23 protein-coding genes are annotated in these 25,216 nt (G+C 57.5%); 12 read left to right on the forward strand and 11 right to left on the reverse strand.

The genetic code is table 11. From position 1 onward, the window contains the following. Both ACTRXA_RS07880 and ACTRXA_RS07885 read right to left on the reverse strand, forming a co-directional pair. A complete protein-coding gene (locus ACTRXA_RS07880) occupies positions 1–558 on the reverse strand; it encodes a DUF4149 domain-containing protein (protein WP_442426657.1) in 558 nt (185 codons plus the stop codon). A gap of 40 nt (positions 559–598) precedes the next feature. Next, positions 599–889: a hypothetical protein gene (locus ACTRXA_RS07885; protein ID WP_442426658.1), complete on the reverse strand. Its 291-nt coding sequence runs from the start codon at positions 887–889 to the stop codon at positions 599–601. A gap of 200 nt (positions 890–1,089) precedes the next feature. Here ACTRXA_RS07885 and aroA point away from each other — a divergent pair, with 200 nt between their 5' ends. The 3 genes from aroA to bioB all read left to right on the forward strand — a co-directional run bounded on the left by aroA (position 1,090) and on the right by bioB (position 5,536). After that, a complete protein-coding gene (aroA, locus tag ACTRXA_RS07890) occupies positions 1,090–2,349 on the forward strand; it encodes a 3-phosphoshikimate 1-carboxyvinyltransferase (protein WP_442426659.1) in 1,260 nt (419 codons plus the stop codon). Next, entirely contained in the window at positions 2,342–4,435 is a 2,094-nt protein-coding gene (locus ACTRXA_RS07895) for a thioredoxin domain-containing protein (protein ID WP_442426660.1), read from the forward strand. Before aroA ends, ACTRXA_RS07895 begins: the two co-directional genes overlap by 8 nt. A 96-nt stretch (positions 4,436–4,531) precedes the next feature. Further along, the gene (gene bioB / locus ACTRXA_RS07900) at positions 4,532–5,536 is read left to right on the forward strand and encodes a biotin synthase BioB (protein WP_442426661.1); all 1,005 of its coding nucleotides are present in this window, start codon (positions 4,532–4,534) and stop codon (positions 5,534–5,536) included. 55 nt (positions 5,537–5,591) lie between these two features. Here bioB and trxA read toward each other — a convergent pair whose 3' ends face one another. Then, complete coding sequence (gene trxA / locus ACTRXA_RS07905) at positions 5,592–5,924, reverse strand: thioredoxin (protein ID WP_005008235.1); 333 nt, start codon at positions 5,922–5,924, stop codon at positions 5,592–5,594. Positions 5,925–6,199: 275 nt separating this feature from the next. On the opposite strand from trxA, the gene ACTRXA_RS07910 reads away from it, so the two are divergent. Together ACTRXA_RS07910 and ACTRXA_RS07915 are read left to right on the forward strand one after the other, a co-directional pair. Then, positions 6,200–6,673, forward strand: coding sequence for a gamma-glutamylcyclotransferase family protein (locus ACTRXA_RS07910; RefSeq protein ID WP_442426662.1), 474 nt, complete (start codon positions 6,200–6,202; stop codon positions 6,671–6,673). 37 nt (positions 6,674–6,710) lie between these two features. After that, entirely contained in the window at positions 6,711–7,481 is a 771-nt protein-coding gene (locus ACTRXA_RS07915) for a dimethylarginine dimethylaminohydrolase family protein (RefSeq protein ID WP_442426663.1), read from the forward strand. Positions 7,482–7,487: 6 nt separating this feature from the next. On the opposite strand, the gene ACTRXA_RS07920 is transcribed toward ACTRXA_RS07915, so the two are convergent. Next, entirely contained in the window at positions 7,488–8,627 is a 1,140-nt protein-coding gene (locus ACTRXA_RS07920; protein ID WP_442426664.1) for a lipocalin-like domain-containing protein, read from the reverse strand. A 101-nt stretch (positions 8,628–8,728) separates the two neighbouring features. Continuing rightward, positions 8,729–10,090: a TIGR01777 family oxidoreductase gene (locus ACTRXA_RS07925; RefSeq protein WP_442426665.1), complete on the reverse strand. Its 1,362-nt coding sequence runs from the start codon at positions 10,088–10,090 to the stop codon at positions 8,729–8,731. A 115-nt stretch (positions 10,091–10,205) separates the two neighbouring features. Here ACTRXA_RS07925 and ACTRXA_RS07930 point away from each other — a divergent pair, with 115 nt between their 5' ends. Next, a complete protein-coding gene (locus ACTRXA_RS07930; RefSeq protein ID WP_442426666.1) occupies positions 10,206–10,436 on the forward strand; it encodes a CDGSH iron-sulfur domain-containing protein in 231 nt (76 codons plus the stop codon). Positions 10,437–10,582: 146 nt separating this feature from the next. Here the strand turns inward: ACTRXA_RS07930 and ACTRXA_RS07935 are convergent, their stop codons facing one another. The 4 genes from ACTRXA_RS07935 to ACTRXA_RS07950 are packed head-to-tail and all read right to left on the reverse strand — an operon-like array spanning position 10,583 to position 13,720. After that, entirely contained in the window at positions 10,583–11,398 is an 816-nt protein-coding gene (locus ACTRXA_RS07935; RefSeq protein ID WP_442426667.1) for a glycosyltransferase family 2 protein, read from the reverse strand. After that, the gene (locus ACTRXA_RS07940) at positions 11,395–12,150 is read right to left on the reverse strand and encodes a glycosyltransferase family 2 protein (RefSeq protein WP_442426668.1); all 756 of its coding nucleotides are present in this window, start codon (positions 12,148–12,150) and stop codon (positions 11,395–11,397) included. The genes ACTRXA_RS07935 and ACTRXA_RS07940 overlap by 4 nt, the downstream gene beginning before the upstream one ends. Next, on the reverse strand, positions 12,143–13,387 hold the full coding sequence (locus ACTRXA_RS07945; RefSeq protein ID WP_442426669.1) for an O-antigen ligase family protein: 1,245 nt from the start codon (positions 13,385–13,387) through the stop codon (positions 12,143–12,145). Before ACTRXA_RS07945 ends, ACTRXA_RS07940 begins: the two co-directional genes overlap by 8 nt. Before the next feature lie 45 nt (positions 13,388–13,432). Continuing rightward, a complete protein-coding gene (locus ACTRXA_RS07950; RefSeq protein WP_442426670.1) occupies positions 13,433–13,720 on the reverse strand; it encodes a hypothetical protein in 288 nt (95 codons plus the stop codon). 126 nt (positions 13,721–13,846) lie between these two features. On the opposite strand from ACTRXA_RS07950, the gene ACTRXA_RS07955 reads away from it, so the two are divergent. Together ACTRXA_RS07955 and ACTRXA_RS07960 are read left to right on the forward strand one after the other, a co-directional pair. Beyond that, positions 13,847–15,712: a M20/M25/M40 family metallo-hydrolase gene (locus ACTRXA_RS07955; protein WP_442426671.1), complete on the forward strand. Its 1,866-nt coding sequence runs from the start codon at positions 13,847–13,849 to the stop codon at positions 15,710–15,712. Between the two features lie 101 nt (positions 15,713–15,813). Then, positions 15,814–17,805, forward strand: coding sequence for a nicotinate phosphoribosyltransferase (locus ACTRXA_RS07960; RefSeq protein WP_442426672.1), 1,992 nt, complete (start codon positions 15,814–15,816; stop codon positions 17,803–17,805). Here the strand turns inward: ACTRXA_RS07960 and ACTRXA_RS07965 are convergent. Together ACTRXA_RS07965 and ACTRXA_RS07970 are read right to left on the reverse strand one after the other, a co-directional pair. Further along, positions 17,789–18,652, reverse strand: coding sequence for an HDOD domain-containing protein (locus tag ACTRXA_RS07965; protein WP_442426673.1), 864 nt, complete (start codon positions 18,650–18,652; stop codon positions 17,789–17,791). The two genes, ACTRXA_RS07960 and ACTRXA_RS07965, sit on opposite strands and share 17 nt — an antisense overlap. Position 18,653: 1 nt before the next feature. Then, positions 18,654–19,730: a sensor domain-containing diguanylate cyclase gene (locus ACTRXA_RS07970; RefSeq protein WP_442426674.1), complete on the reverse strand. Its 1,077-nt coding sequence runs from the start codon at positions 19,728–19,730 to the stop codon at positions 18,654–18,656. A 263-nt stretch (positions 19,731–19,993) separates the two neighbouring features. Here ACTRXA_RS07970 and ACTRXA_RS07975 point away from each other — a divergent pair, with 263 nt between their 5' ends. From ACTRXA_RS07975 to ACTRXA_RS07990, 4 genes are read left to right on the forward strand one after another with little or no spacing between them, the layout of a single operon-like run. Beyond that, positions 19,994–21,454 carry a tetratricopeptide repeat protein gene (locus ACTRXA_RS07975; RefSeq protein ID WP_442426675.1) on the forward strand — a complete coding sequence of 487 codons (1,461 nt, stop codon included), beginning with the start codon at positions 19,994–19,996 and terminating at the stop codon, positions 21,452–21,454. Next, on the forward strand, positions 21,423–22,487 hold the full coding sequence (locus ACTRXA_RS07980) for a tetratricopeptide repeat protein (RefSeq protein WP_442426676.1): 1,065 nt from the start codon (positions 21,423–21,425) through the stop codon (positions 22,485–22,487). Before ACTRXA_RS07975 ends, ACTRXA_RS07980 begins: the two co-directional genes overlap by 32 nt. Before the next feature lie 57 nt (positions 22,488–22,544). Beyond that, entirely contained in the window at positions 22,545–23,810 is a 1,266-nt protein-coding gene (locus tag ACTRXA_RS07985; protein ID WP_442426677.1) for a two-component system sensor histidine kinase NtrB, read from the forward strand. Beyond that, positions 23,807–25,189: a sigma-54-dependent transcriptional regulator gene (locus ACTRXA_RS07990; protein ID WP_442426678.1), complete on the forward strand. Its 1,383-nt coding sequence runs from the start codon at positions 23,807–23,809 to the stop codon at positions 25,187–25,189. Before ACTRXA_RS07985 ends, ACTRXA_RS07990 begins: the two co-directional genes overlap by 4 nt. Positions 25,190–25,216 lie beyond the last annotated feature (27 nt).

Below are 25,216 nucleotides of genomic sequence, written 5' to 3' on the forward strand. Positions count from 1 at the left end.
TCAGGACGCGGAAGCCGGGGGCACAGGTTGGCCGGATTCCCGGAATCGGGCCATTTCCTTGCCATGAATCCAAAACAGTCCCAGGCCGAGAATCATGTTGACGGTGTACAGCCAGGTCAACCGGCTGTGGTAAGTGTCGAATTGGCGTTGCAGTTGGATATTTTCCGGGTTGGCTTTTTTCTTCTGGTCCATCGCATGCATCTCGGGGCGCAAAACACTGCCGATGTAAATCGCCAGAACCACCATGATCGCCAAAAACACCTGCCTGGTATAACGCCTTTTGGTGACCACGGGTTCCACGTAGCCTCCCCAACCAAGACGGTCCGCAAAAAAACGGATCAAAACCGCACCGATCATGAGGCCCATGCACCAGTATATGATATGGACATTGAAAATATCCATCAGGCCATTCATGACGTTGCTCGCCATCTGCGGTTGTTCCTTCAATTTCACGCGGACCACGATCTCGGCCAAAATGCCAAGCAGGAACATGCCACCAACCCAAAGGGAAAGGGAAAACAGGTACAACCAGTTTGCAAAATAAATGAGTCGTTTCATCGAAACCAGGGGGTTGCTGTCATGAATCCGGGAGCCGCCATCAGCGGCCGCCGGAGACCTGCTTGCGCAGGGCTTTGTAACTTTTTTCGATTTCCCGCTCCTGCTCTTCCTTCAATTTCACCAGCTCCGGCCTGTCGCCCCCGAACCAGCTTTTGACGGTGTCGCCGGTCTTGTAGCGGTTCACCGAATTGAGGATGGACAGGTAAATCACAAAGTAAACGAAACCGAAGGTATAGAGTACCAGAGGAATAAAAGATTTGAGACGTTTTCTTTCGGTTTCAGGTTTTTTGAACCACCATTCTTTCCAGTAAGTGAATTTGAGCCATTGCATGGGCGAACTCCACAGCCTTGATTAACGCAAAAAACCTATCTGATTTTACCTGTTATGCCTAGCTGTAGGGCAATCATAGCAAAACCCCATTTTCGATACAAGACGGCCTCCCCCGTGTCGGAACATGGGAGACAGCCGGCCTTTGTGATATAGTTGGCCGCATTGTTCGGACCTGCCCGTAAAGACTCTGGAGAAAATAATTGATTGAAATCAAACCGATCAAAGTGGCCCGCGGGACCGTAGAGGCCCCCTCGTCGAAAAGCTACACCAACAGGGCTTTTCTGCTGGCCGCGCTGGCAGAGGGCACGGTGCGCCTGGAGCGTCCCTTGTTCAGTGACGACACGCGTTACATGAGGCAGGCCCTGGAGCAGTTCGGCATCGCCTGCAACGAAGAAAAAGAGGCCGTGACGGTGAACGGCACAAGCGGTACCTTGCGTACGCCGAAAGATGAAATTTTTATCGGAAATGCGGGCACCACCATGCGTTTTTTGACGACCTTCTCCACGCTCGCACCGGGGCAGACCCGCCTCACCGGGGACGAACGCATGCAGGAACGTCCCATTGAAGATCTTCTTCAAGCTTTAAGGCAAATGGGAATTCGCGCCGAATCCGTGCGCAACAACCAGTGCCCTCCGCTTCTCATTGAAGGAGGGTCGCCGCGTGGCGGCACGTTGTCTCTACCCGGAGACAAAAGCAGTCAGTACCTGACGTCGATCCTCATCTGCGCCCCCTATTTCCAGAACGACACCACCATCGAGATCGAAGGCGAGCTCACTTCCAAGCCGTACGTGGACATCACCCTCGACATCATGAAGACCTTCGGCGTGAGTGTGCGCAATGAGTCATATCAACGCTTCCGCATCGCGGCGGGCCAGCGCTACCGGGCGCAGACTTACCGGGTGGAGGGCGACGCCTCCAGCGCGTCCTATTTCTTTGCTGCGGCGGCGGTTACGGGAGGGGCTGTGACCGTCACCCACATCAACCCCGGAAGCGTACAGGGCGACATCCAGTTCCCCCGCGTGCTGGAACAGATGGGGTGTGAAGTGGAGATCGGCGATGAAAAAATCACCGTCACGGGAAAACCTCTTCGCGGAATCACCATCAATATGAATAGCATGCCGGATGTGGTGCAGACCTTGGCGGTCGTGGCGCTGTTCGCCGAAGGCAAAACCACCGTCACCGGCATCGCCAATCTGCGCATCAAGGAAACCGACCGGATTCAGGCGCTGGAGACGGAGTTGACGCGGCTGGGCGCACAGGTCGAGGCCGGCGACGATTTCATCTCCATCGAACCCGGAGAGTTGAAACCGGCGGCCATTGAAACCTACAACGACCACCGGATGGCGATGAGCTTCGCCGTCGCCGGGCTCCGCATCCCCGGCATCCGGATCAAGAACCCGAAATGCGTCGACAAATCGTTTCCCGATTTTTTCGAACGCTTCCAGATTTTTTATGACTGAACACAAATACACCAACAAACTGATTCACGAAAAAAGCCCGTACCTCCTGCAGCACGCACACAATCCCGTGGACTGGCATCCCTGGGGACCGGAGGCGTTCGAGCTGGCGAAGAAAGCCAACAAGCCGCTTCTGGTCAGCATCGGCTACGCCACCTGCCACTGGTGCCACGTGATGGAACGGGAATCGTTCGAAGACCCGGAAATCGCGGAATACCTGAACGCGCATTTCGTTCCCATCAAGGTGGACCGCGAAGAGCGCCCGGACGTGGACAGCATTTACATGAAATCCGTGCAGGCCTTCGGCCAGCAGGGCGGCTGGCCGCTGAACGTGTTCGTCACGCCGGACGGCATTCCGTTTTACGGCGGTACGTACTATCCCTCCGTCGGACGCTACGGCCTGCCGTCGTTCCTGGAAGTGCTCAGCTTTCTCGACAAAACCTGGCGCGAGGAACCTGAAAAAGTGGAGAAGCAGAGCACCGCGCTCATCAATTACCTCAAGGACGTCTCCAAACAGGAGCAGAACACCGAAGCCACGGCGGATGACCTCGGCTTTCACGGCGAAAACAAAACCCGCGAGTTCTACTCGCAGTCCTACGACCGGCTCCACCACGGATTTCTGTTTCAGCAGCAGAACAAGTTTCCGCCCTCCATGGGCCTGTCCTTGCTGTTGCGTCATCACCACCGCACCGGCGATGCACTGAGCCTGGAGATGGTGGAGAACACCCTGCGTGCCATGAAACACGGCGGCATCTACGACCAGATCGGCGGCGGCCTCGCCCGCTACAGCACCGATCACCAATGGCTGGTGCCGCATTTCGAAAAAATGCTGTACGACAACGCCCTGTTCGTCACCGCACTCATCGAGACCTATCAGGTGACCGGCAAGCGGGAGTTCGCCGACTACGCCAACGACGTGTTGCAATACATCGACCGCGACATGACCTCCGCGGAAGGGGCATTTTACAGCGCGGAGGATGCGGACAGCGAAGGCGTCGAAGGCAAGTTCTACGTGTGGACGCAGGAGGAAATTGAAAAGGTGCTGGGCCGCGAGACGGCGAGCATCGCCATCCCCTATTACAACGTGCTGCCCAACGGCAACTGGGAAGGCAAGAACATCCTGCACGTCAAACGTTCGCCGGAACAGATCGCCAAAGACCTCGGCCTGCCGCTGGACCATGTTGAGACCAGAATCGCCGAAGCGCGGGAAAAACTGCTGGCGGTGCGAAGCCAACGCATCCGGCCGCTCCTCGACGACAAGATCTTAACGTCGTGGAACGGACTCATGATCCGCGCCATGGCGCAGGTGGGACGGGTGCTGGACGACGCCGACCGCATCGCCAAAGCCGAAAAAGCGCTCCACTTCATCTGGAACAACCTGCGCACGCCGCAAGGCAAACTGCTCCGCCGCTGGCGCGAGGGCGAGGCACGCTACGACGGGTATCTCTGCGACTACACCTCCATCGCACTCGCCTGCTGTGACCTGTATGAAGCCACGTACAACCCGGATTACATCGACAAGGCCGAGACCTTGATGAAAACGGTGGAGGAAAAATTCGGCAACGAAGGCGCGTATTACGAAACCGCAAGCGACGCGGAGGAGTTGATCGTCCGCCAGGTGTCCGGTTACGACGGCGTCGAGCCTTCCGGCAACAGCAGTGCCGCCATGGCGTTGTTGAAACTCGCCGCGCTCACCCAGAACGTGGACTACGAACGCCGCGCCGAAAAAATCTTCCTCGCCTTCTCCGACGAGGTCACCGAATACGGCATCAACTCCTCGTTCATGATGCAGGCCCTGCACCTTTACCTGGGCGGCTGCAAACAGGTGGCGGTTCGCGGGGTGAACTCGGACAAGGGAATGGAAGCCTTCTGGCCGCTCATGCGCCGGCGGTTTTTTCCTAACACGGTGTTCGCGTTTGCGCTGGACGGCGACGCCGACGCCCAGCGGGTGCCTCTGCTGGCCGGCAAGGAACCCCTGCAGGGCCAAACCACCGCCCACGTCTGCCAGCACGGCTCGTGCCTGCCGCCGGTCACGCAAGTAACGGAACTCAAAAACCTTGTGGACGATTACCGGCAGGTGCGCGATTGAGGCAACCCCCTTTTCCGTTTGCCTTTGCCCGGCGCTGTGCTAGTATTTTGGGTTGTTTTTCCAGATAAACCCTTCATCCAACAAAACTGGTGTTCCATGAGAACGGCATTCATCGATACATTGATAGATAACGTGTTGTCCGGCAAGGGCATCACCCGAAAAGACGCGCTGGAACTGGAAAGCCTCAACCGGGAGGAGCTGGATTACCTGTTTGAAGGCACGAACCGCATCCGCGACCATTTCAAAGGCAACGCGGTCAAGATCTGCTCCATCGTCAACGCCAAGTCCGGCCGCTGTCCGGAAGATTGCGGCTTCTGCGCCCAGTCTTCGAAATTCGAGACCGAGTCGCCGGAATACGGCCTGATGGACGTCGACCAGATCGTCGCCAACGCCAAGAAGGCCGAAGCCTTTGGCTCCAACGAGTTTTCCATCGTCGTCTCCGGCACGGCGATGACCGATCCGAAAGAAATGGCCACGCTCAAGGAAGCGCTTCGCCGCATCAAGGCGGAAACGCGCCTCGAGACCTGCTGTTCGCTGGGACTCATGAGCAAGGAAAACCTGCAGGAGTTGAAGGACGCGGGACTCGACCGCGTGCACCACAACCTGGAGACGGCGCGCAGCCATTTCGAAAACATCGTGAGCACACACACCTATGAAGATGAAGTCAGCGCCGTGCGCAACGCGCAGGAGGTGGGATTGCCGGTCTGTGTCGGCGGCATCTTCGGCATGGGCGAGACATTCGCCCAGCGCGTGGAACTGGCGTTCGACATCGAGGCACTCAAAACGCAGTCGTTCCCGATCAATTTCCTGAAACCTCTGGAAGGCACGGCAATGGAAGGCATGGAGGTTCTGGACGAGTACGATGCGCTCCGCACCATCGCGCTCTTGAGACTCGTGATGCCGGAAATGGATTTGTTCGTCTGCGGCGGCCGCGAGGAGGTTTTCACCGACCACCAGGAAAAACTGTTCGCCGCCGGCGCCAACGGCATTCTCGGTGGCGACTACCTCACCACCAAGGGACAGGACCCGAAACGCGACATGGAAATGATCGAGCGCCTCGGCCTGCACCCGGTCCTGGAAACAGAAGGGGCCCGTCCCTGAAACAGGGGCGAGCCCGCTCTATCTGTCTTCGACCTTCACCCCGCCAGGGTCAAACTCAGGCGAGGGTTTCGTCGATCACTTTTTGAATTTCGGCTTTGGACTTCACTCCAACCAACTGCTGAACCACCTGTCCATCCTTGAAGAACAGCAGCGTGGGAATGCCGCGGATGCCGTACTTGGTCGCTGTTTGCGGGTTGTCGTCCACATTCAGTTTGCCAACCACAACCTTCCCGTCATACTCACCAGCCAGCTCTTCCACCGTGGGTGCCAGCATTTTGCAGGGCTGACACCACTCCGCCCAGAAATCGATCACAGCCGGTTTGTCCGACTGAAGGATGGAACGGTCGAATTCGTCATCCGAAACCGTAACAACTTTTCCGCCTGCCATAACAAGCTCCTTTTTTCTTTACCAAAGTTGAATCCCCGAAACACAATCGATGGCGGCGAATCGGGAATTTGCTGGTAAGTCGTTAATGGGAGTCAACCCTGACTCTTTGTGATGGATTCCTATTTAAATAAATTTACCACCTTTTTTCAAGGCCGATTTTCCCGTATGATTGGGGGTATTCTGCCATTTGCTTTTTGACTTTTTAGATGCAATCCGGCCGGTTTGGATTCCAAACCGGCGCTTTTTTGAACGCGAACCGAAATCGGAACCCTGCCATGCCAAACTACATCAACTGGTTTGCTTACGACGAACTGATGAACCCGCGGGTCTTCAAGGAGCACGGCCTGGAGGCCAACGCATCCTTCTGTGTCACCCTCTCTGCTCACAAACTGGCTTTCAACAAAATCCCGGTCGACAACCAGGGTGTGGAAAAACTGGGCATGGCCAATGTCGTCCCCGCGCCAAGCAACCTGGGGATGATGGAAGGCATCATGTACGAAATGGACGAGTCGTTTCTGCCCAAACTGGACGAAATTTACCTTTACCCAAACGAATACCTGCGAAAGAAGATGCGCCTGACCAAGCACGATTTCACCCTCGTGGACGGGATTGTTTACATCGCGCAGAACGAACGGACCAATGACGACCTCATGCCTTCCAAGGCGATGCTCAAGAGTTTCCGCGAATGCAAAAAGAACCTGACCATGCTGTACCTGTCGCGCCTCATGAACACACCGACAGTGGATTGACCCGTAGAACAATCAGGGTTCTTAAAACGCAACCGCCATGAACACACCTTTGACCGCCCTGGTGCGGCCTCCCGCCGCCACGTTCCTGCGGGCCCTTTCACGCAGGGAAAAGCGGATTCCCATCGATTTCCGGCTCGCCCTGCGCCAGCACGGGTTTTACGTACAAACATTGATCAGCCTGGGTGTGCAGGTGGAGGCGCTGGAACCCCTGGACGCGTTTCCCGACAGCACGTTCATTGAGGACAACGCCATCGTTCTCGATGACGTGGCACTGCTGACCTCGATGAACGCGACCAGCCGCCGGGGCGAAACCCTTCATCTCAAAACCGTTCTGGGGCGGCACCGCAAAATTGATATTTTGGAGCCACCGGTATTCGTCGATGGGGGGGATGTGCTGCAGGTGGGTTCCACCATTTTTGTCGGCCAGTCCACGCGCACCAATCCCCTCGCCGTTGAGGCCATTGCGAAATTCACCCAGCGCCCGGTGGTTCCGGTCGCTGTTGACGGCGCGCTGCACCTGAAAAGCGCGGTCAGTTGCCTGACGGGTGAGTTGTTGCTGATCGATCCGGAACACGTCGACCCCACTCCATTCGAAAACCATTCCCGCATCGAAGTCGCACGCGGAGAGTCCAATGCCGCCAACTGCCTCACCATCAATGGAACCGTGTTGATGCCGAAAGGAAATCCCAGGACACGGGCGCTTGTGGAACAGCGTGGATTGGAAGTGCGCGCCATGCCGGTGAGCGAGTTTGAAAAGGCCGACGGCGGCCTCACCTGCCTGAGCATCTTGATTCCGAAAAGAACCTGACGAGGCTCATGGACCGAACGTGGCGGAGAGGTTTCCGCCGTAACCCACCAGTCCCACGTAGCCCTTGCCCCTCACCGACTTGCCATCGTAGGTGCCTTCCACCGTCACGCTGCCTTCCCAGTACGAGTTGGAGACGGACCGGAGCAGGAACAATTCCTGCGCCGCCAAATCTGGAATCACCTTCAATGCAATGTTGCGTTCGGGTAAATCAATTTTCCACGCGGCGGGATAAGTCACGTCTGACTTCGGGCTGGTCCATGTCTTCAACACGTCCACCGATTGTTTTTCAGAGGGCAGGTGCACCTGCGTGCCGTCGGCCCTCACCAGCGTGCCCCCGGAACGGGGATCGTATTTTCCGTCCTGCAGGCGGATTCTGAACAGCATGACCTCGGCTCCGTTGTCCAGCTTGAGCGAAAACCAGTCCCACCCCGCCTGCTTGGGCACAAGCAACCGCTCCGCAAACACGTGGTCCATCCAGCTCGTTCCTGTCACTTCCACCGGCTGTCCGTCGATGAAAACCGTGCCTTTGGTTTTCAAACGTGTGAAGGAGTAGTAGTTCGGCGCTTTCTCCGGAATGTCCCATTTCGGCTTGTCGTCACCGGTGCCGTGGATGACGGGGGCTTTTTCCGGAGCCAGTTGCAAATCGAATCCGTTGCCCTCTTCCTTCGCAGTGAGCTTGCGCATGTTGCCTGCTCCGGTCAGCTTCCAGTTTTCGTTCCACACCTCCAGCCGATCCTCCGCTGCACCGGCGAGCCCCAGACCGGAACGGTTGATGCGTTCGTAAAAATGAAATTTGCCGTTCTTCAAATCGACCACCGTCATGTGGGCAAAGTAAATGTGTTCGTTGCTCCATTCGGACGGCGTATCCTGATACTGCTGGAGAGCCTTCATGCCGGCAAGCGAAACGCGGAAGAACGAGCACTGGTAACCATACTCGCGTCCGGCGGCGTCGTTAAGATTGCCGGTAAAATACCACCACTCCACCTGGTAGTTGTTGTGCGAATAATAGTCACGTGGAAACGAAAACGCGTATCCGGTGAGCGGATGTTTAACGGTTTGCCGGACATCGGGTTGCGCATGAACGGATCCCGCCGCCAATAAAAATACAAACGCGGTTGAAAAAATGAAAAACAAATACGGACGCATGGGAAATCGGATTATCAAGAATTAAAGTGAGGGGAGTGTACCACAGGTCACACACGTGCGGCATCGCCGGTCTGCGTCAAGAGGTGCCACAGGAAGTCAGGTCATTCCCCAAACAGGTCGCAGGTTTTCTTCCAGCGGAAGGAAAATATTTTTTCCAGGTCACGCCGCACAATGGGGTAGATGAACAGATCACCCGGCGTCCACATGGGGACGCGATAGATAGCACGGTCGCGAATCAATGTACCGCCGTCCTGTTCGATAAAATCGTGCGTGTGGTGCCACAGCCAGTAGGGCCCCACCACCTGGATATCGGAAAAGCGGTTGTTGGGAGACCAGTCCATGATGATCGACTGCCAGCGGAAGGGAATACCGTACAGTTTCAAACGGTAGTTGATACGTGTGCCTTCCTCCATCTCCCGGGTTGACTGACCCGTGACGGAAAAATTCAGGAAGGGCGGGGTCAATATTTCCAGGTTTTTGGCGTCGCTGTAAAATTCGAAAATGGTATCAATCGGTTTTGGAACCCACTGTTCCATCCGCATTTCGTGCGTTCGCACATCGGCCAGTTGGGTGAGCGCCGATTCCACGTCCGGGTAGTCGAATTGAAATCCGCACGACTGCGCCTTTTTGGGCATAGCTTTTTGAGAGGCCAGGAGCACCTCGGACATCTCCCCCAATACCAGCCTGAGTGCAAACGCGGGCGCGGGGATGAAGGCGGGGCGTCCCACCGCTTTCGCCAGCGTGCGGGTGAACTCGGCGTTGGTGACGGGTTCCGGGCTGCACGCGTTCACCGGTCCGCGCAGGGTTTCGGTATCGAGCGCGTGGAGCATGAGACGCGCCAGGTCGCGGACGTGAATCCAGCTCATCCACTGCTGGCCGTTCCCGGCACGGCCACCCACACACATGCGGAAGGCGGGTAGCATGAACCGCATTGCACCGCCGTCGGTGCCCAGGACGGTGGCGATGCGCAACACCACGGTCCGTACCCCCAGCGCCTCGGCTTTCAACGCTTCCGCTTCCCACTTCTTGCACACCTCGGCGAGCACGCTGTTGCCGGGGGTCTGTGACTCGTCCAGTTCCAGGCTTTTGCGGTCGCCGTAATAACCGATGCCCGAGCAGGAAATGAAAATACCGGGCCGCGCATCCATCTCTTCCATCGCCTTGACCAGTTGACGCGTCGAAAGCACGCGCGAGCGCTCCAGTTCCATTTTTTTCGAATCGGTCCAGCGCGTGGCGATGTTTTCCCCCGCGAGATGAATGACCGCGTCCACACCTTCCAGTGCTTCCTTGGGCGGCTCGAGGAGAGCGGGGTCCCATTTGTAACGGCGGCAGAGAACCGGCAGACGCACCACCGCGCCTTCCGGATCGCGAGTCAAAACGGATATCTCGTGGCCCGCGTTTTTCAGTAAGGGAAGCAGTTGTTGACCGACAAACCCGGTAGCACCGGTGACGAGAATTTTCATGAAAAAATTCCAAACCCTTCCGCCGTTGTTTCCATCTAAAAGGAAGGCGACCGGCCGAATCCCCTTACGGAACTTGAAGCAGATGAAAACCGATTAAACCAAACAGGAGACTTGCATGGCGTACCAGAACAAGCCTTTTTATGTGAACGAAACACCGGGAACCAAGTACTATTGTACTTGCGGAGAGTCGGAAAATAAACCGTACTGTGACGGCTCGCACGACCGGAAGGAAACCGGTAAAAGTCCGGTGGAGGTAACTCTGGAACGGCCCCGCAGGTTGACCATCTGCGATTGCGGTCTCACCAAGACCTCCCCCATCTGCGATGGGGCGCACAAAAACTGCTGATTGTCATAAATTCAATCCACTGACCAATCAAAAAGGCCGCTCTGATGAGCGGCCTTTCTTGTAGAAAAAACATCCCCTTTTATGAACAGGGTGGTCAATAACCGGGCCCGGCCTCCCAATTGAACTTTGTGGGCAGCCTTTTTCCGTCAGGCAAGGTGATTGCTCAGGCCGTTGTCGATACGCGTGGTGCTGGACTGCATGACCGCCTCCAGCCGTTTCCAGTTTTCCTCTGTCTCGCGTGACTTTCCAAGCGGATGCCACAGGTGCAGGACCGGCAGGGCAAAACGGCCTTCCTTGCGCACAATGCCTTTGTTGAGCAGGCGGATGACGAGATCCGAGTCCTCATACCCCCAGCCCTGGTAGTGCTCGTCAAAGCCATTGATCTCCACGAAATCCTGCCTCCACACACCGAGGTTGCAGGTTTTGACTCCCTGCCACTTGTTCCGCGACAGTTTGCGCAATGGGCCCAGCGGCAGACGCAGAAAAGGAACCAACCGGTTCACCCCGCCCCGAAGCCGCACTGAAATCCACTTCAAAAGACTCCATTTGTGCAGAGGCAGTTTTTTTTCGAGTGTGCGCTGGGTGAGCAATTCATCAAGAAGAACGCGGTTGCCCGCCAGGAAGAATCCCGGCTCCATCAGTTGAATATAGTGCTCGACAAAATCCGGGAACACCATGCAGTCGCCGTCGAGAAACACCAGCCGTTCGCCCTCACATGCCGCCACCGCCTTGTTGCGGATGGCACCGGCGCGGAATCCCCTGTCCTCGTGCCAAACATGTTTGAGCACCAGCGTGTTCCTTTGTGAAAACGTTTCCACCAGTGCGCGCGTGTTTTCCGTCGACCCGTCATCCGCCACAATGACCTCAAAGTCGCGGTCGGTTTGCGCTTCGAGGCTGGTCAGCACGCGCTCCAGCGCGTCGGGACGGTTGTACGTACTCAATATGATGCTGAGAGCCGTCACGGTTCCTCACTCTTCTTATTTTGATACAGTTCCATGAGTTTGACATACTTGTAATAAGTGCCTTCCGCGTTCGACACCGCCAGTTGGAATCCCTGCCTGCCGTCGAGGAATCCCCTCTTCAAAATATAAGCGCGGAAAAACGCCCACATGCCGCGCGCAACAGCTTCCATCAGGCTGGAGTTGCGGTCCTGCTCGTACAGCATCTGCGCGTTGTAGGTCGAGTAACGGTTCATTTTGTCGAGCACGTCCTCGAAGGTGTCGAAGCTGTAATGGATGAGCGGATTTTTGAACCGGCCCACCTTGCCCGCGATTTCCAGTTTTTCGTGCACCAGGGAATTGGTGAACGCGCCGGAGCCTTTCTTCATCAGCCGCACCACGTAATCGGGTGTCCATCCGCTATGCCGGATGCGCCGCCCCACATAATGCGAGGAGCGCGGGATCTTATACCCATTGTATTTGGGTTTGCGCAATGTCCGTTCGATTTCATCGCGGAGCGCATCGGTCACCACCTCGTCGGCGTCCACAGAGAGGACCCAGTCGCCCGTTGCCATGTCCAGCGCCCGGTTTTTCTGCGGGCCGAATCCCGGCCAGTCCACATCGTGGACAAGGTCGGTGTATTCGCGGCAGATGTCCGGCGTGCCGTCGGTGCTTCCCGAATCCAGCACCACGATTTCATCGGCCCACTTCACCGACTCCAGGCACTGCCGAATACGCACGGCTTCGTTTTTGGTGATGAGAATGACGCTAAGCATTTTCTGTTTTTGAGTCGTTCACAAGCGGGGCGTACAGCACTGCCGCCAGCCAGCCAATCAGCATGCCTTCGGTGTGGTCCATCAAAAGCGAATTGGCCAGAGCCCCGAAGGTCACCATCACCGCCAGTCCCTGCGCCAGGCTGCGGTGATACGGATCGAGCGAAAACGAATACCGCCACAATGTGAAAATGAAATACAAAAACAGACCGATGCCCATCCACCCGGTCTGCACGCCAAGCATGAGGTATTCGTTGTGGGGATTGTCGGTGACGCGCTCCAGCTGGTTTGTTGCAGCGTGGTCCGCGTACCGTTGACGGAAACTCCCGGTACCGTGACCGAACAAGGGGCGTTCCATCATGATCTCATAACTGTTTGTTGAAAACTCGATGCGCATACCGATGGAGGAAGCCGCATCGCCCCGATCCATGTACTTGGCGATGCCGCGCGTCAGGAAATCCCACTGAGTCTGGTACAAAGGAGAAACCGAACTGAGCGTAAAATGAAATGCGACCAAAACCGCAACACCCATCACCGCATAACGCAGTTTGAACTTCTGAAACAGGAACAGGAATCCCAGAAGATAAAACAACACGTATCCGGTACGTCCGTCCACCATGAAAAACAGGTTGAACACAACCACTGCCAACAAAACGGAAAGTGCAATAATCCTGTTACGGTTTTCCCGGCGGGAAAACACATGCACCATCAGGCCGAAAGCAAAAACCGCCATCAACAGGCTGTGCGTGATGCTGTTTTTGAATGGCAACCCGACCCTCAGGTTGGGATCCGTGGAAGGAGACGCGATGTAGTACTGGAAAAACGATCCAATCAGCGTGAGCACCATCGCCGCGCCGAAAGCCACAAGGCACATGCGGCGGGTTTTATCATTATCAAGAAAAGAAAGGTACGCCACGATCAAAATCAGTTCCCGGTACTTGCCCAGGATACCGAAAGCGTCACGCAGATCCGCCGAAGTGTACAGCACCCCGAGGATGAGCATCAGGTACAATATCACCGCGGAGCGTGCCACCGGGTGCGACCGCATACGGGTCCAAAACGTTTTGTGGTGACCCGCAACGAACCACAGCACCAGCACCAGTGTGGTGAGGATTTCTGTCAGGGACGTGCTCACCGGAATGACAGCGCCGGTGAGAACGGTCAACCAGAGACCGGCTTTGTGAGCGCGTGAGGCTCGCAGGGAAACCGGGGCGTCGACAGGCCGAGCCTGGGAAATCATGGCACTCCTGGTCTCCAGCGTTTATTTAAAAGGAGACAATGCGAATCAGGGATGTGAGGCATTCAGGTTCTGGTTCAGGCGGGCCCGCTCTTCGGGAGTCGCTCCGTTCTGGAAGAGGAAACCGAACGTTTCCAGCCGCCACACCAGCATGTCCAGTCCTTTCAACAGGTCCAACCAGTAAAATGGAACCGCCCACAGGGGCTTGCGGTGAATGTCGTTCCGGCACAGAACAAAATCAAGCAACTGCCGACGTGACCGGCGAATGAGCGGCCAATTGCCTCGTTCCTTTATAATACGGATCAAACGGAAAAAATTGAGAACACGCTGGGACATGCGGACCCCCTGAAAAACGGCAAATCCATTTGCCGCTAACCGGATTTTATATTATATGATGGGTCGGTTTTTGTAAAGAAATCGACGTTGTCAATACCTCACGAACCCGAATCCCGAATATTAGCCATGGATCTTGCGGAATGGAGCCGGGACGCCCGGCGACGCATCGACACGGACACCGAACTGTTTTCACGTCACATGGACGTCATGCGTGAGATGGTGCGCATCGACAGCCGCAGTTTCAACGTCAACGAATTCGAAGGCGATCGCACCGAACCGACCGACATGCAGGAAATTTTAGGGGTTGCGGAACGCTACCTGCGCGACATCGGCTTCGATTACGTGCACATCAACACCCCGCCCAAAGGTCCCCAGCGTGCCACGCCCATCCTCATGGCGTCGCTCACTGCCGGGGAAGGCAAACCCACAGTGCTCATGTACGCGCACCTGGACAAACAACCGTACATGGACGACGGTCGTTTCCTGAAATGGGACGGTGTGCCGCCAACGGAATTACGCTGGAACGAAGACCGCACCCGGGCCTTCGGGCGCGGCGCCGCCGACGACCTGAGCGGCGTCATCGCCATTGGCATGGCGGTGGACGCCACCCTGCAATCCATCGGATTCGATCCCCGTAACCCATCGAAAGACACGCTGGCGAAACTTCCCTGCAATTTGAAAATCATCTTCGAAACGGAAGAAGAGTCCGGATCCTACTCACTGATCGAGCAGATTTTGCAGAACCGGGACTTTTTTACCGACGCGAACTGCGTGATCATCACCGATGTCACCAATCCGGCGACGGGGGTACCGGGCCTGACCACTTCCCTGCGCGGCATTTCACAGACGCACGTCACCGCACGGACCGAAAACGAAAGCGGCCTCGACGCCCAGACGGCCCTTTACAAAACCCTGGCAACGCTCGTGCACGAGGACCATTCACTGGCCGTCAATGCCATTGCCCGGCGCGACATCCCCGTCACCCCCGACGAACGCAAAGGGTACGAGGCAGTGCCTCTAACCGTCGAAACCCAGCGCCGCATGGCCGGACTCCTGCCCCAGGTGAAGCTGACTGTGGAAGAAAACCAGGCGGCCATGATCCAGGCCCAACTGCGGACCTCTTACGCCAATGTGCGGCCGGGGCACCGCGTGGCGGGCGGGGTGGTGCTGGGCACGGCAGCGGCACGACTGACGTTTCACCTGAAAGGCCAGCTCGACTCGAACGCCTTCCGGTCTGCTGTTACCGAGGTGTTGGACCGGCTCAATCCGTTCAACCTGAAAATCACCGTGGAAGAAGCCGAGGCCCCGGCCTCCGGAACGCTGGCTCTGAACCTCATTGTGCAGGCTGCTCTCAAGGATCCGCATTCCGGTGTCTCCGGCGGTCCGTTCCCGGTAGCGGAGATTCAACTGGCGCGCATGATCGACGGGTTGATCGACGGCAATGGCCGCCTCACCGCCGGACCCGTACACCTTTACATGGCGCCGGAAGGCCCCATAGAACGGATCACCTCCGAATCCCTGCACGCCGAAAACGACGGCACCACCCGCCGGTTTGCAGACAACGCGGCGAAAGCCATGGTGGAAATTCGTCTTGCGCCGGGCAACAACGAAACCGAGACGGCGGAAGACGTAAAGGCCCACCTCCAGGCCAACGCACCAGCAGGAGTGCAACTGCAGTTCGGGGATGACAAAGGCGGATCTCCATGGAGTACAGGAATCGAGCACCCGGCGTTCACCCTCATGCTGGAGTCGCTGGAAGCCGGTTATGGAGTGAAACCCTGCCTGTTCGGCTGCGGCGGGTCCATCCCCTTCGTTGCCAAATTGATGAAAGCACTGGACGACATTCCGCCACTGGTCATCGCGCCCTACGATCAGGAATGCCGCATGCACGAACCCGGCGAAAGTCTCAGCGTCGCCGACCTGAACGGCTGTGCGCGGTCGATCGTGCATTTTCTATTGAATTGCGAAGCCGCCCTCGCCCGCACGGGCTGATACGAACTCCCCCCTCTTTTTACACCCACAACCTCAGCGTCGGGTTGATCCTGCATGCGGGTGCGTTAGAATGGAACCATCATTCCACTTCGGGTGCCTGCATGAAGGACCTGACGCCACAATCCGGAGACGCCCTGCTGATCGTCGATCTGCAAAACGACTTTCTGCCCGGCGGCAGCCTGGCCGTGCCCCATGGTGACCGGGTCATCGCACCCCTCAACCGGTACGGCGATTCTTTCCGCGCCGCATCCCTTCCGATCTTTGCCAGCCGGGACTGGCATCCGGAAATGCACTGTTCCTTTGAAGAGCAGGGGGGCCCCTGGCCGCCGCACTGCATCCAGGACACCGAGGGTGCGGATTTCGCCGCCGAGCTGAACCTTGCGGACGCCGTTGTCATCAGTAAAGCCCAAACCGAGGAAGCCGACGCCTACTCCGCTTTTCAGGGAACAGGTCTCGATTCCGAACTGAAAGCCCTGGGAGTGCGCCGTCTGTTTGTCGGCGGACTCGCCACCGACTATTGCGTGCTCAACACCGTGCGCGATGCGGTGAAAAACACTTTCGAGGTGGTTTTGCTGGAGGACGCCATTCGCGCCGTCAACGTGAACCCGGAGGACGAAGCGCGCGCGTTGAACGAAATGCGGGAGCTCGGTTGCCGTTTCGCAACGGTGAATAACGTCTGTCTCGACCCCGCCCAGGCCAGTGCGCTTCTCACCGATCTCTACCAGTTCACCATGGTTAAAAGTTATATCGACCAGGGGATGACCCGGCAGGCGGTGTTCGAATTTTTTGTGCGGGACCTGCCGCCTCACCGCAACTTCCTGATGTGTGCGGGAGTGGAGCCGGTCCTGCGTTACCTGGAAGCCCTGCATTTTTCTCCGCAGGAACTGGATGTGCTGAAGCGAAGCGGGCGTTTTCCCCAGGAGCTTCTGGACTCGTTAAGGACGTTTCGCTTCACGGGAGATGTGGACGCCATGCCCGAAGGCACGGTGTTCTTCGCCAACGAGCCGGTCCTGCGAATCACCGCGCCTTTACCGGAGGCCCAGTTTGTGGAAACACGCGTTATCAACCTGCTTCATTATTCCATTCTGGTCGCCAGCAAGGCGGCGCGGTGCGTTCTGGCGGCGCAAGGTCGGGGGCGCCTTGTCGATTTCGGCCTTCGACGCGCCCACGGCGCCGAAGCGGGATGGCTGGCGGCACGGTCATCGTTCCTCGCCGGATTCGCCGGAACCGCCACCGTGCTCGCTGAAGCCACCAACCGCATTCCGGTTTACGGCACGATGGCGCATTCCTATGTGCAGGCGCATGACAGCGAGGAAGCGGCGTTTTATGAGTTCTGTCGTTCATGGCCGCAGAACACCACTCTTCTGCTCGATACGTATGACGTTTTTGAGGCCACTGAATCGGTCATCAGGCTTTCCCGCAAACTTGAAAAGAAAGGGATACGCATTCAGGGAGTGCGCCTCGACAGCGGCGACATGCAGGCACAGGCGCGCGAAGTGCGCAGGCGGCTGGATGAAGCGGGACTGGAACACATCAAGATATTCGTCAGCGGCAATCTCGACGAACACGCCATTGCCGAATACGTGGCACACGACATTCCGGTGGAGGGATTCGGCGTCGGCACGAAGCTGGTCGTTTCCGACGACGCACCGTTTCTGGAATGCGCCTACAAGTTGCAGGAGTACGACGGCAAGCCGCGGCGCAAGCGGTCCAAGGGAAAAGCCACCCTGCCCGGCGCCAAGCAGGTGTTCCGGTTACGGGATGCCGGAGGTCGGTTTGCAAGCGATCAACTGGGTCTGGCCAATGAGGAATTGGAAGGCGAAACCCTGATCACACCCATGATGCGCGGCGGGCGCCGCCTGCATCCACCCGTCTCCCTGCAAACCCTGCGCGCCCATGCGCAGGCGCAATTGATGGCCCTGCCTGAACCGCTTCGATCTTTGGACAGAGCGGACCCTTCGTACCCGGTTTCCATCTCCGAAAATTTAAAGGCATTGACCCAGAAGGTGGACCGCCAAACACATGTCTCCAGTCTGGGGTTGAACGGTTCCGTGTTCCGCACGATAGCGGATTTTTTCAGGAAAGCGTTTTAGAGAGGATCCGTCGGGCTCGATTTTCCGCCCGGGACTGCATGTCCACCTTCCATTGCGAAAGATCCGAAAGCGATATACCAAGCGCCGCCACCAACGGGTCAAGCGGTTCGTTTTCCGGCAGGTGCAGCCCATCGCCGTATCCCCAGTCTTCCGCCAGCCGGTTTGCCAGCCGCACGATGGCTACGGGACCGGTCTCCCGGGCGGCCTTGCCGTTTTCCAGGGACTGAATGTATTCGATCAGGCTGACTGGATAATGCCATTCCTCCGCCAGCCGTCCCGCCACTTCCTGAGGGGTGCATCCGGCGACGTTCTGAAGCGCCTGAGAAAATGGGAGGGAATCCTTCCTTGCCCGGTCCAGGGCCTCCAACACCTCCCTGGGATGGTTGATGATGAGCGCCATCTTTCCCAGGTCGTGCAGCAACCCCAGCGTCAGGCACACGTCTTCTTCCATCGTACCCAGTTTGTTCGCCATAAACGCCGCCAGGATTCCCGTCACCGCGCCATGCGCCCAAAGTTGCAGGTGATCAAATTTCCGGTGATACGTGTGATCGGCGTCGCGGAACATTTCAAACACCGGGGTGGTGAGGATGACGCTGGTCACCAAGCTGGGAGAAAGCAGGCCCGCCGCCTGTTGCAGGGACTCGACGCGGCGCTCGTACCCGTACACGGGCAGATTGGCGACCGCCAGAATGCGGGCGGCGATGGCGGGATCATACTGAATCAGGTGCAGGAGATCGTAATCCGCCGACGACGTTTTTCCGAGCACGTCGATGACCTTTGCAATCTGCTCCGGATGGCTGGGCAGGCTGGGAAAATCTTTGTATGCATCGAGCAGGGTGACAGACACCTCAATCTCCAAGAATAACGCGGTCCCGCCCCTCTTCCTTGGCCCTGTACAGGGCCCGGTCCGCAGCGTGAATCAGATCCGAAACAGACTCCATGGTGGACAAATTCAACTCCGCGATACCGCCACTGACCGTCACACCAAATTCCTTGTTTTCCACATCAAAAGCGATCTTTGCCATTTCCTGTCGAATGCGTTCCGCAATGACCATCGCGCCCTGTTTGTCCGTCTCAGGCAGAATGACCGCGAACTCCTCCCCGCCATACCGCGCCGCGGTGTCGTTGGACCGGCACAGCCGGTTCATCACCGTCGCCAATGCCACCAGAACCTCGTCTCCCTTCTGGTGCCCGTAGGTGTCGTTGATCCTTTTGAAATTATCTATGTCCATCATTAACAGGGAAAGCGAGGACTGGTACCGCTGGGAACGGTCGAACTCCTTGCCTAAAATGTGCAGCATTTGCCGGTGATCGTTCAACTGCGTCAGGCCGTCGGTGATTGACAGCATCTCCGTCTTTTCGTGCAACAGGGCGTTGCTCACGGACAGGGCGACAAATTCCAAAACGTTCAGAATGTAATCCATGTCCGACACCGACAGGAACCCCTTGTCGCTGTCATTGATGTTGATGACCCCGATGATCTTGTTTTCGATCATCAAGGGCACGCACAGGAAAAAATTGTTTTTGAACAGGGGATTTTTTCTGCCCTTGAAATACTTTGAGGTGGTGAAGTCCGATTCAAAGATGTACCGCTTCTGGTTCAGGGCATCCTGCATGACTCCCGACTCGGAAACGCTGAAGCTCAGCGGTTTTTCCATGTCGAGGTGATTGCTGCAGGCCAGGGTCAATTCCATCTGCGACGGATTATAAAGGAACAACGAAAAGTAACGGACGGCGAGGATGTGCGGCAGCTTTTCCAGGAGGACGGGTTTGATGTCATCCAGGTGCAGGAGACTGATGCTTTTATGAAGGTATAAAAACAGGTCGAGGCTGACCAGAGACTCGCCCAGCATGGCTTTCTGGTTTTTCACCAGTTCCAGGACCTGCCGGGTCTCTTTCAGTTGGCTCTGATCGATCGGGTCCATAGACTTTAAGTTATCTTAGATTCGGTCAGAAAATTCAAGTCAAACCTATAAACACACTCAACTGACGTCAATTTTCTGACGATAACATATATACGACAAGCAACCGCGCCATTTTCAACAGGACATCAACTGTTTCGCCCAGGCGACACACCAAAAGTTTTCCCTTTTATTATAATGGGTTAAAGGAGTCTGGGATATAATGGAATTCATTCGGTATCATTTTTGCTCCTCATGAACTGCGTTGCCAACCGGAGTGTTTTTATATGGTGAGCAGGACTTCATTCAAAACCGGATGCCAGATTCTCGGGCTGGGGGTGTGCCTTATTTTCGTTTTGGCGAATTTCGCACACGCACAAAGTCCGTTCGGTCCCATCAAAATCCAGGACATCCAGCTGGGCCCCCACCCGGACAAGACGCGGGTGGTCATCCTGCTCAATCGTCCTGCCGACTACCGGGTCATCCCCGATCTCGGCAACAAACGCATTGGAATCTTTCTGCGCGGTGCGGTTCTGCATCCGCGAATCAAACCGCAGGCATTCAAAGACGTCAACCTGACACGCATCGAAACCCGCGAGTTGGAAGGCATCGTCAAGATCACCCTTCATTTTCACCAGGCCAATACGCAGTTCATTCACTTTTCCGAAAACAATCCGCCCCGGATCGTCTTCGATCTGGCAAAAAAAGCGCCCCTCAAAATTCTCAAGTCAAAAAAGGAACTCATCCCTGCTCCCAAGAAAGAGGGTCAAAAAGCGCCGCGGGTCAAAGGCCTGACGTTGAATGAAATCGAGAAAACCGTTCAGACGGAAAGCGAGGACAAACTCCGTCACGGGTGGAACGAATACACCCGCGCGCTCAACCTGTTCCAGCAACAGAATTACAGGGAGGCGTCCGTCGCGCTTCGCGGGTATATCCGGAATTTTGGAGGCAGCCCCTATGCCGCCAACGCCGCTTACCTGGTCGCGGAGGCGGAATGGAAACTGGCCATACAGAAACAGGAACCGAATTTCGAGGCCGTCATCGACGCCTACCGGTTTGCCATCCGCAAATACCCGGACTCCAAATTCTACGACCACGCCCTGTACAAGCTGGCGACGATTTACGACGATCTCGATTTCATTCTCGAAGCCAAAACGCATTACGAACAGGGCATCGAGCGCAACCCGCGCAGCCGTTACAACGATGCTCGCAAGCTGGGCCTCGCGCGCATGATGTTCAAGGAAGGCCGCCTCGACGAGGCATACCGTGCGTTCCGCGTCATCCTGAAGGACCAGGCCGCAGACCCCAAGGCCCGCGCCAGCGTGTACCAGATCGCCCAGGCGTATTACGACCGCAAGGAATACGACAAGGCTCTCCAGGTATTCGAGGACGCGGTCGAACGCTGGCCGAAAGAGTTGAACAACGAACCGGAACTCAATTTCACCATCGGCGAGTTGTATTTTTCCCGCCAGCAATACGGAAAGGCACGCCAGTATTATTTCCAACTGGTCAACCTGCAACCGGAAACGTTGAAATCGCACGAGGCGCTCAACCGCATCGGCGATTCCTACCTGCTGGAGAAAAACGGGATGGCCGCCTATTCCGTGTTCGAGCGGTCGATGAAAATCGACCCCGAAGGCCCGCGCGCGCTCTACGCCAAAATCCGCATGGCGGACATCGGCATCCGCTACCCGGGACTGGACGCCGGACCTGGTGATGGACAACCCGTCGTACTTCAAACCTTATGAAACCTATAACGCCATCTTTGCGGGTACGGAAGCGCGCAACGTGCGCTCGGAAGTGTTGCTGAGCCGGGGCTCCGCCCTCTTCCAGGAACAACGCTTCCTGCAGGCCATCCAGGAATTCAAGCGCCTGCTAGACCGCGACAAGCCGTCGCGTTATTACCGCACCGCGAAAAGCGCCATCCACCGCGCGATGGGCCACCTGATCGACCAGTATTCCAAACAGGGCGGCCACCTGCCCATCCTCTATGCGTACAACGATTTCCTGACGTTCGGCATCGGGGACGTCGATGACCTGAAAACCCAGTTGCAGATTGGCGAAGCCTACCAGGCCATCGGCATGCACGTGGAGGCGTTGAAGTTTTTCGAGGAGGTGAAACTGAAGGACGTGCAGGGTCTGTATTCTGACCGGCTGTTTCTGAACCTCGGCGAAATCCATCTGGCCCAGAACCGCTTCCAGGATGCGGAACTGGTCAGCAAGACGTTCCTCAACAATTACCCGAACAGCCCCGAGGTGCCGGATGCGATGATGCTCCTCGCGCAGGCTTACCGCGGACAGAAACGCATCGACAAGGCGGTGCAGACGTACGAATCCATCATCGCCCGCGGCAGCGGCCGCGTCGCTCTGGCCTGGTACCGTCTGGCGGAAATCTGGATGGAATCGGACGATTTCACCCGCGCGGGCAACGCCTACCGCAAGGTGATCGACCACTCCGACCGCACCCTGCGCAACCCGCCGGAGTTCATCCAGTCCACCTACTACAAACTGGGCATCGTGTACCACCTCCAGCGCCGCTACTCGGAATCGCTCAACATGCTGGAGTCGGGACGCAAGCGCTTCCCGGATCACTCGCTCCGCAGCTATGCGGATTTCCTCATCGCCGACAACCTGGAACAACTGTCTCAGCCGAAACAGGCGCAGGCGGAGTTGCAGGAGATGATCAAGACGAAGGACAACGGACCAAGCCTGGTGCAGGACGCGGCGGAGATCCGCCTCAAGGTCATGGACTGGGAAAATCGTTTAAAAGACCTGTTGTGATCTTCTATAATGAATAAGACCTTGCAAGCCGTACGCAAACTTCCTCTCGAGTGGCCCATGACGGATGATTCCCAGGACCGGCAGGTGCCGGATCTCGAAACCCTTCAGGCCGCGTTTCAGGCGTTCACCGAAACCACCCAGCACCTGCAGGAGTCCTACGAGAAACTGCAGGCGCACGTGCGCGCCCTCGACCTCGAACTGGAAAAGAAAAACGCCGAACTCGAACAGAACCTCAAGGAAAAGGAAGCGGTCCGCAGTTACCTGGACAACATCCTGCAAAGCCTCACCACCGGCGTCATCGTGGTGGACGACGCGCAACGCATCACCACCTTCAACAAAACCGCCGAGCGCATCACCGGCCTCAGGGAAAACGCGGTCCACCGCAAAACGCTGGGCGAGGTGTTCGACGTCGATCCCTTCGCGCAACTGATCGCCCGCGCGGCCGACCAGCCCGACGCCCAGCCGGTGTTCCAGGAATCGGTGCTGACCACCGACGGACGCGACCTGCGTCTGCGCACCGCCGCCTCTCCCGTGCTCGACGCACAGGGCACACGCATCGGCACCATGCTGCTGGTCGAAGACATCACCGAACTCAAACGCCTCGAAGAGGAAGCCGAACGCAACGACCGCCTGCGCGCGATGGGCGAGATGGCCGCGGGCATCGCCCACGAAATCCGCAACCCCCTCGCCAGCATCGAGCTGTTCGCATCGCTCCTCAAAAAAGACCTCGGCGACGACGAGGAAAAACGCGCGCCCGCTGACCACATCATCAACGGCGTACGCAACATGGACCGCACCATCTCCAGCCTGCTCCTGTTCGCCAAGTCGCCGGAGCCGTCGCGCAGTCAGTGCGACCTCAACCCGTTACTGGAAACCCTGCTCGCCGACCCGTCGCAGTTGCAGGTGCCGGACAACGTGAATGTGGTGTGCGATTTCGGCGCGGGAACGATGACCGCCAACGCCGACGAGCACCTGCTCAAGCAGGTGTTCCTCAACTTCCTGCGCAACGCCGTGCAGGCCATGCCCGTCGGCGGCACGCTGACCATCAAGACCGAACGCGGCGACGCGCCCGCGGGTGAGACGTTCCACCGCCACTTCATCCGCACCACCATCACCGACACCGGCGTCGGCATCGCGCAGTCGGACCAGAAACACATCTTCAACCCGTTTTTCAGCACGAAAGAAAAAGGCACCGGCCTGGGCCTCGCCATCGCGCACAACATCATCAAGGCGCACCACGGCACCATCGACGTGGACAGCCAGCCCGGCCGCGGCACCACCTTCGCCATCAACCTCCCCGGCTCGGACACGCCCGCATCATGAAAGCGAAACGCCACATCCTGATCGTCGACGACGAACCGGACATGCGCGCCGCGCTCACCGCCGCGCTCAAGCGCGAGGGGCACGACCTCAAAACCGCCGAGAACGGCAAGGAGGCGCTGGGCCTGGTCGAGATCGAGGACTTCGACCTCGTCATCTCCGACGTCAAGATGCCGAAGATGACCGGCGCGGAACTGCTGAAAGCCATCAAGGAAATCAAACCCGAAACGCGCGTCATCATGATGACCGCCTACGGCACCATCGACAACGCCGTCGAAAGCATGAAGCAGGGCGCGTTCGATTACCTCTTGAAACCGTTCTCCGCCGACGTGCTGGTCTCCACCGTCACCCGCGCTTTGCAGACGGACACCGCCGCGAGCGCGACGCCTTCGGATGCGGCCGCCGAGAGCGGCGACGACGCGGAGCCCATCGACCCGCGCCAGATCGTGACGCAGAACAAAACCATGCAGGAACTGCTGACCTTCGCGGAGAACGTGGCGTACAGCCAGTCGACGGTGCTGATCTCCGGCGAGACGGGCACCGGCAAGGAACTGTTCGCGCGCTACATCCACCAGTGCAGTCCGCGCGCCGACAAACCGTTCCTCGCCGTCAACTGCGCCGCCCTGCCGGAAGGACTGCTGGAGTCGGAACTGTTCGGACACGAGAAAGGATCGTTCACTGGCGCCATCACCGCCAAGCAGGGCAAGTTCGAGCTCGCCAACGGCGGCACGCTGCTGCTGGACGAAGTCACCGAGATGTCCCTGCCCCTGCAGGCGAAACTCCTGCGCGTTCTGCAGGAGCACGAGGTGGACAAGGTCGGCGGCAAGGAACCGATCCCGGTCAACGTGCGCGTCATCGCCACGACCAACCGCGACCCGAAGGCGCTGATTGCCGAACAGAAGTTCCGTGAGGACCTGTATTACCGGCTGAACGTCATCCCGCTCAAACTGCCGCCCTTGCGCGAGCGCAAGGAAGACATCCCGGTGCTGGCCGACCACTTCGCGAAGAAACACGGGCAGAGGAACAACAAGGCCATCACCGGCGTGGCGGATGAGACGAAAAAACTGTTACAGAAATATCAATGGCAGGGGAACGTGCGCGAGTTCGAGAACATCATGGAGCGCGCGGTTCTACTGTGCAACGCCGACACCATCCAGCCCTCCAACCTGTTCATGGACGACGACGCGACCGCCCAGCCCGCCAGCGCGAACGGGTCGAGCCCTTTGGGAAATTTCCGGGGCACGCTCCAGGAGATGGAGCGGGAACTGATATTGAGGACACTGGAAGAAACCGAAGGCAACAAGACCAAAGCCGCCGAACAACTCGGCATCTCCATCCGCACCCTCCGCAATAAGCTTACTGAGTATAAGGAGAAGGCGTGATCAAAACCCTACATCCCATCTTCAACG

This window comes from Nitrospina sp. P1_D6 (assembly GCF_052156615.1).
In the GTDB taxonomy this organism is placed as follows: Bacteria; Nitrospinota; Nitrospinia; order Nitrospinales; family Nitrospinaceae; genus Nitrospina.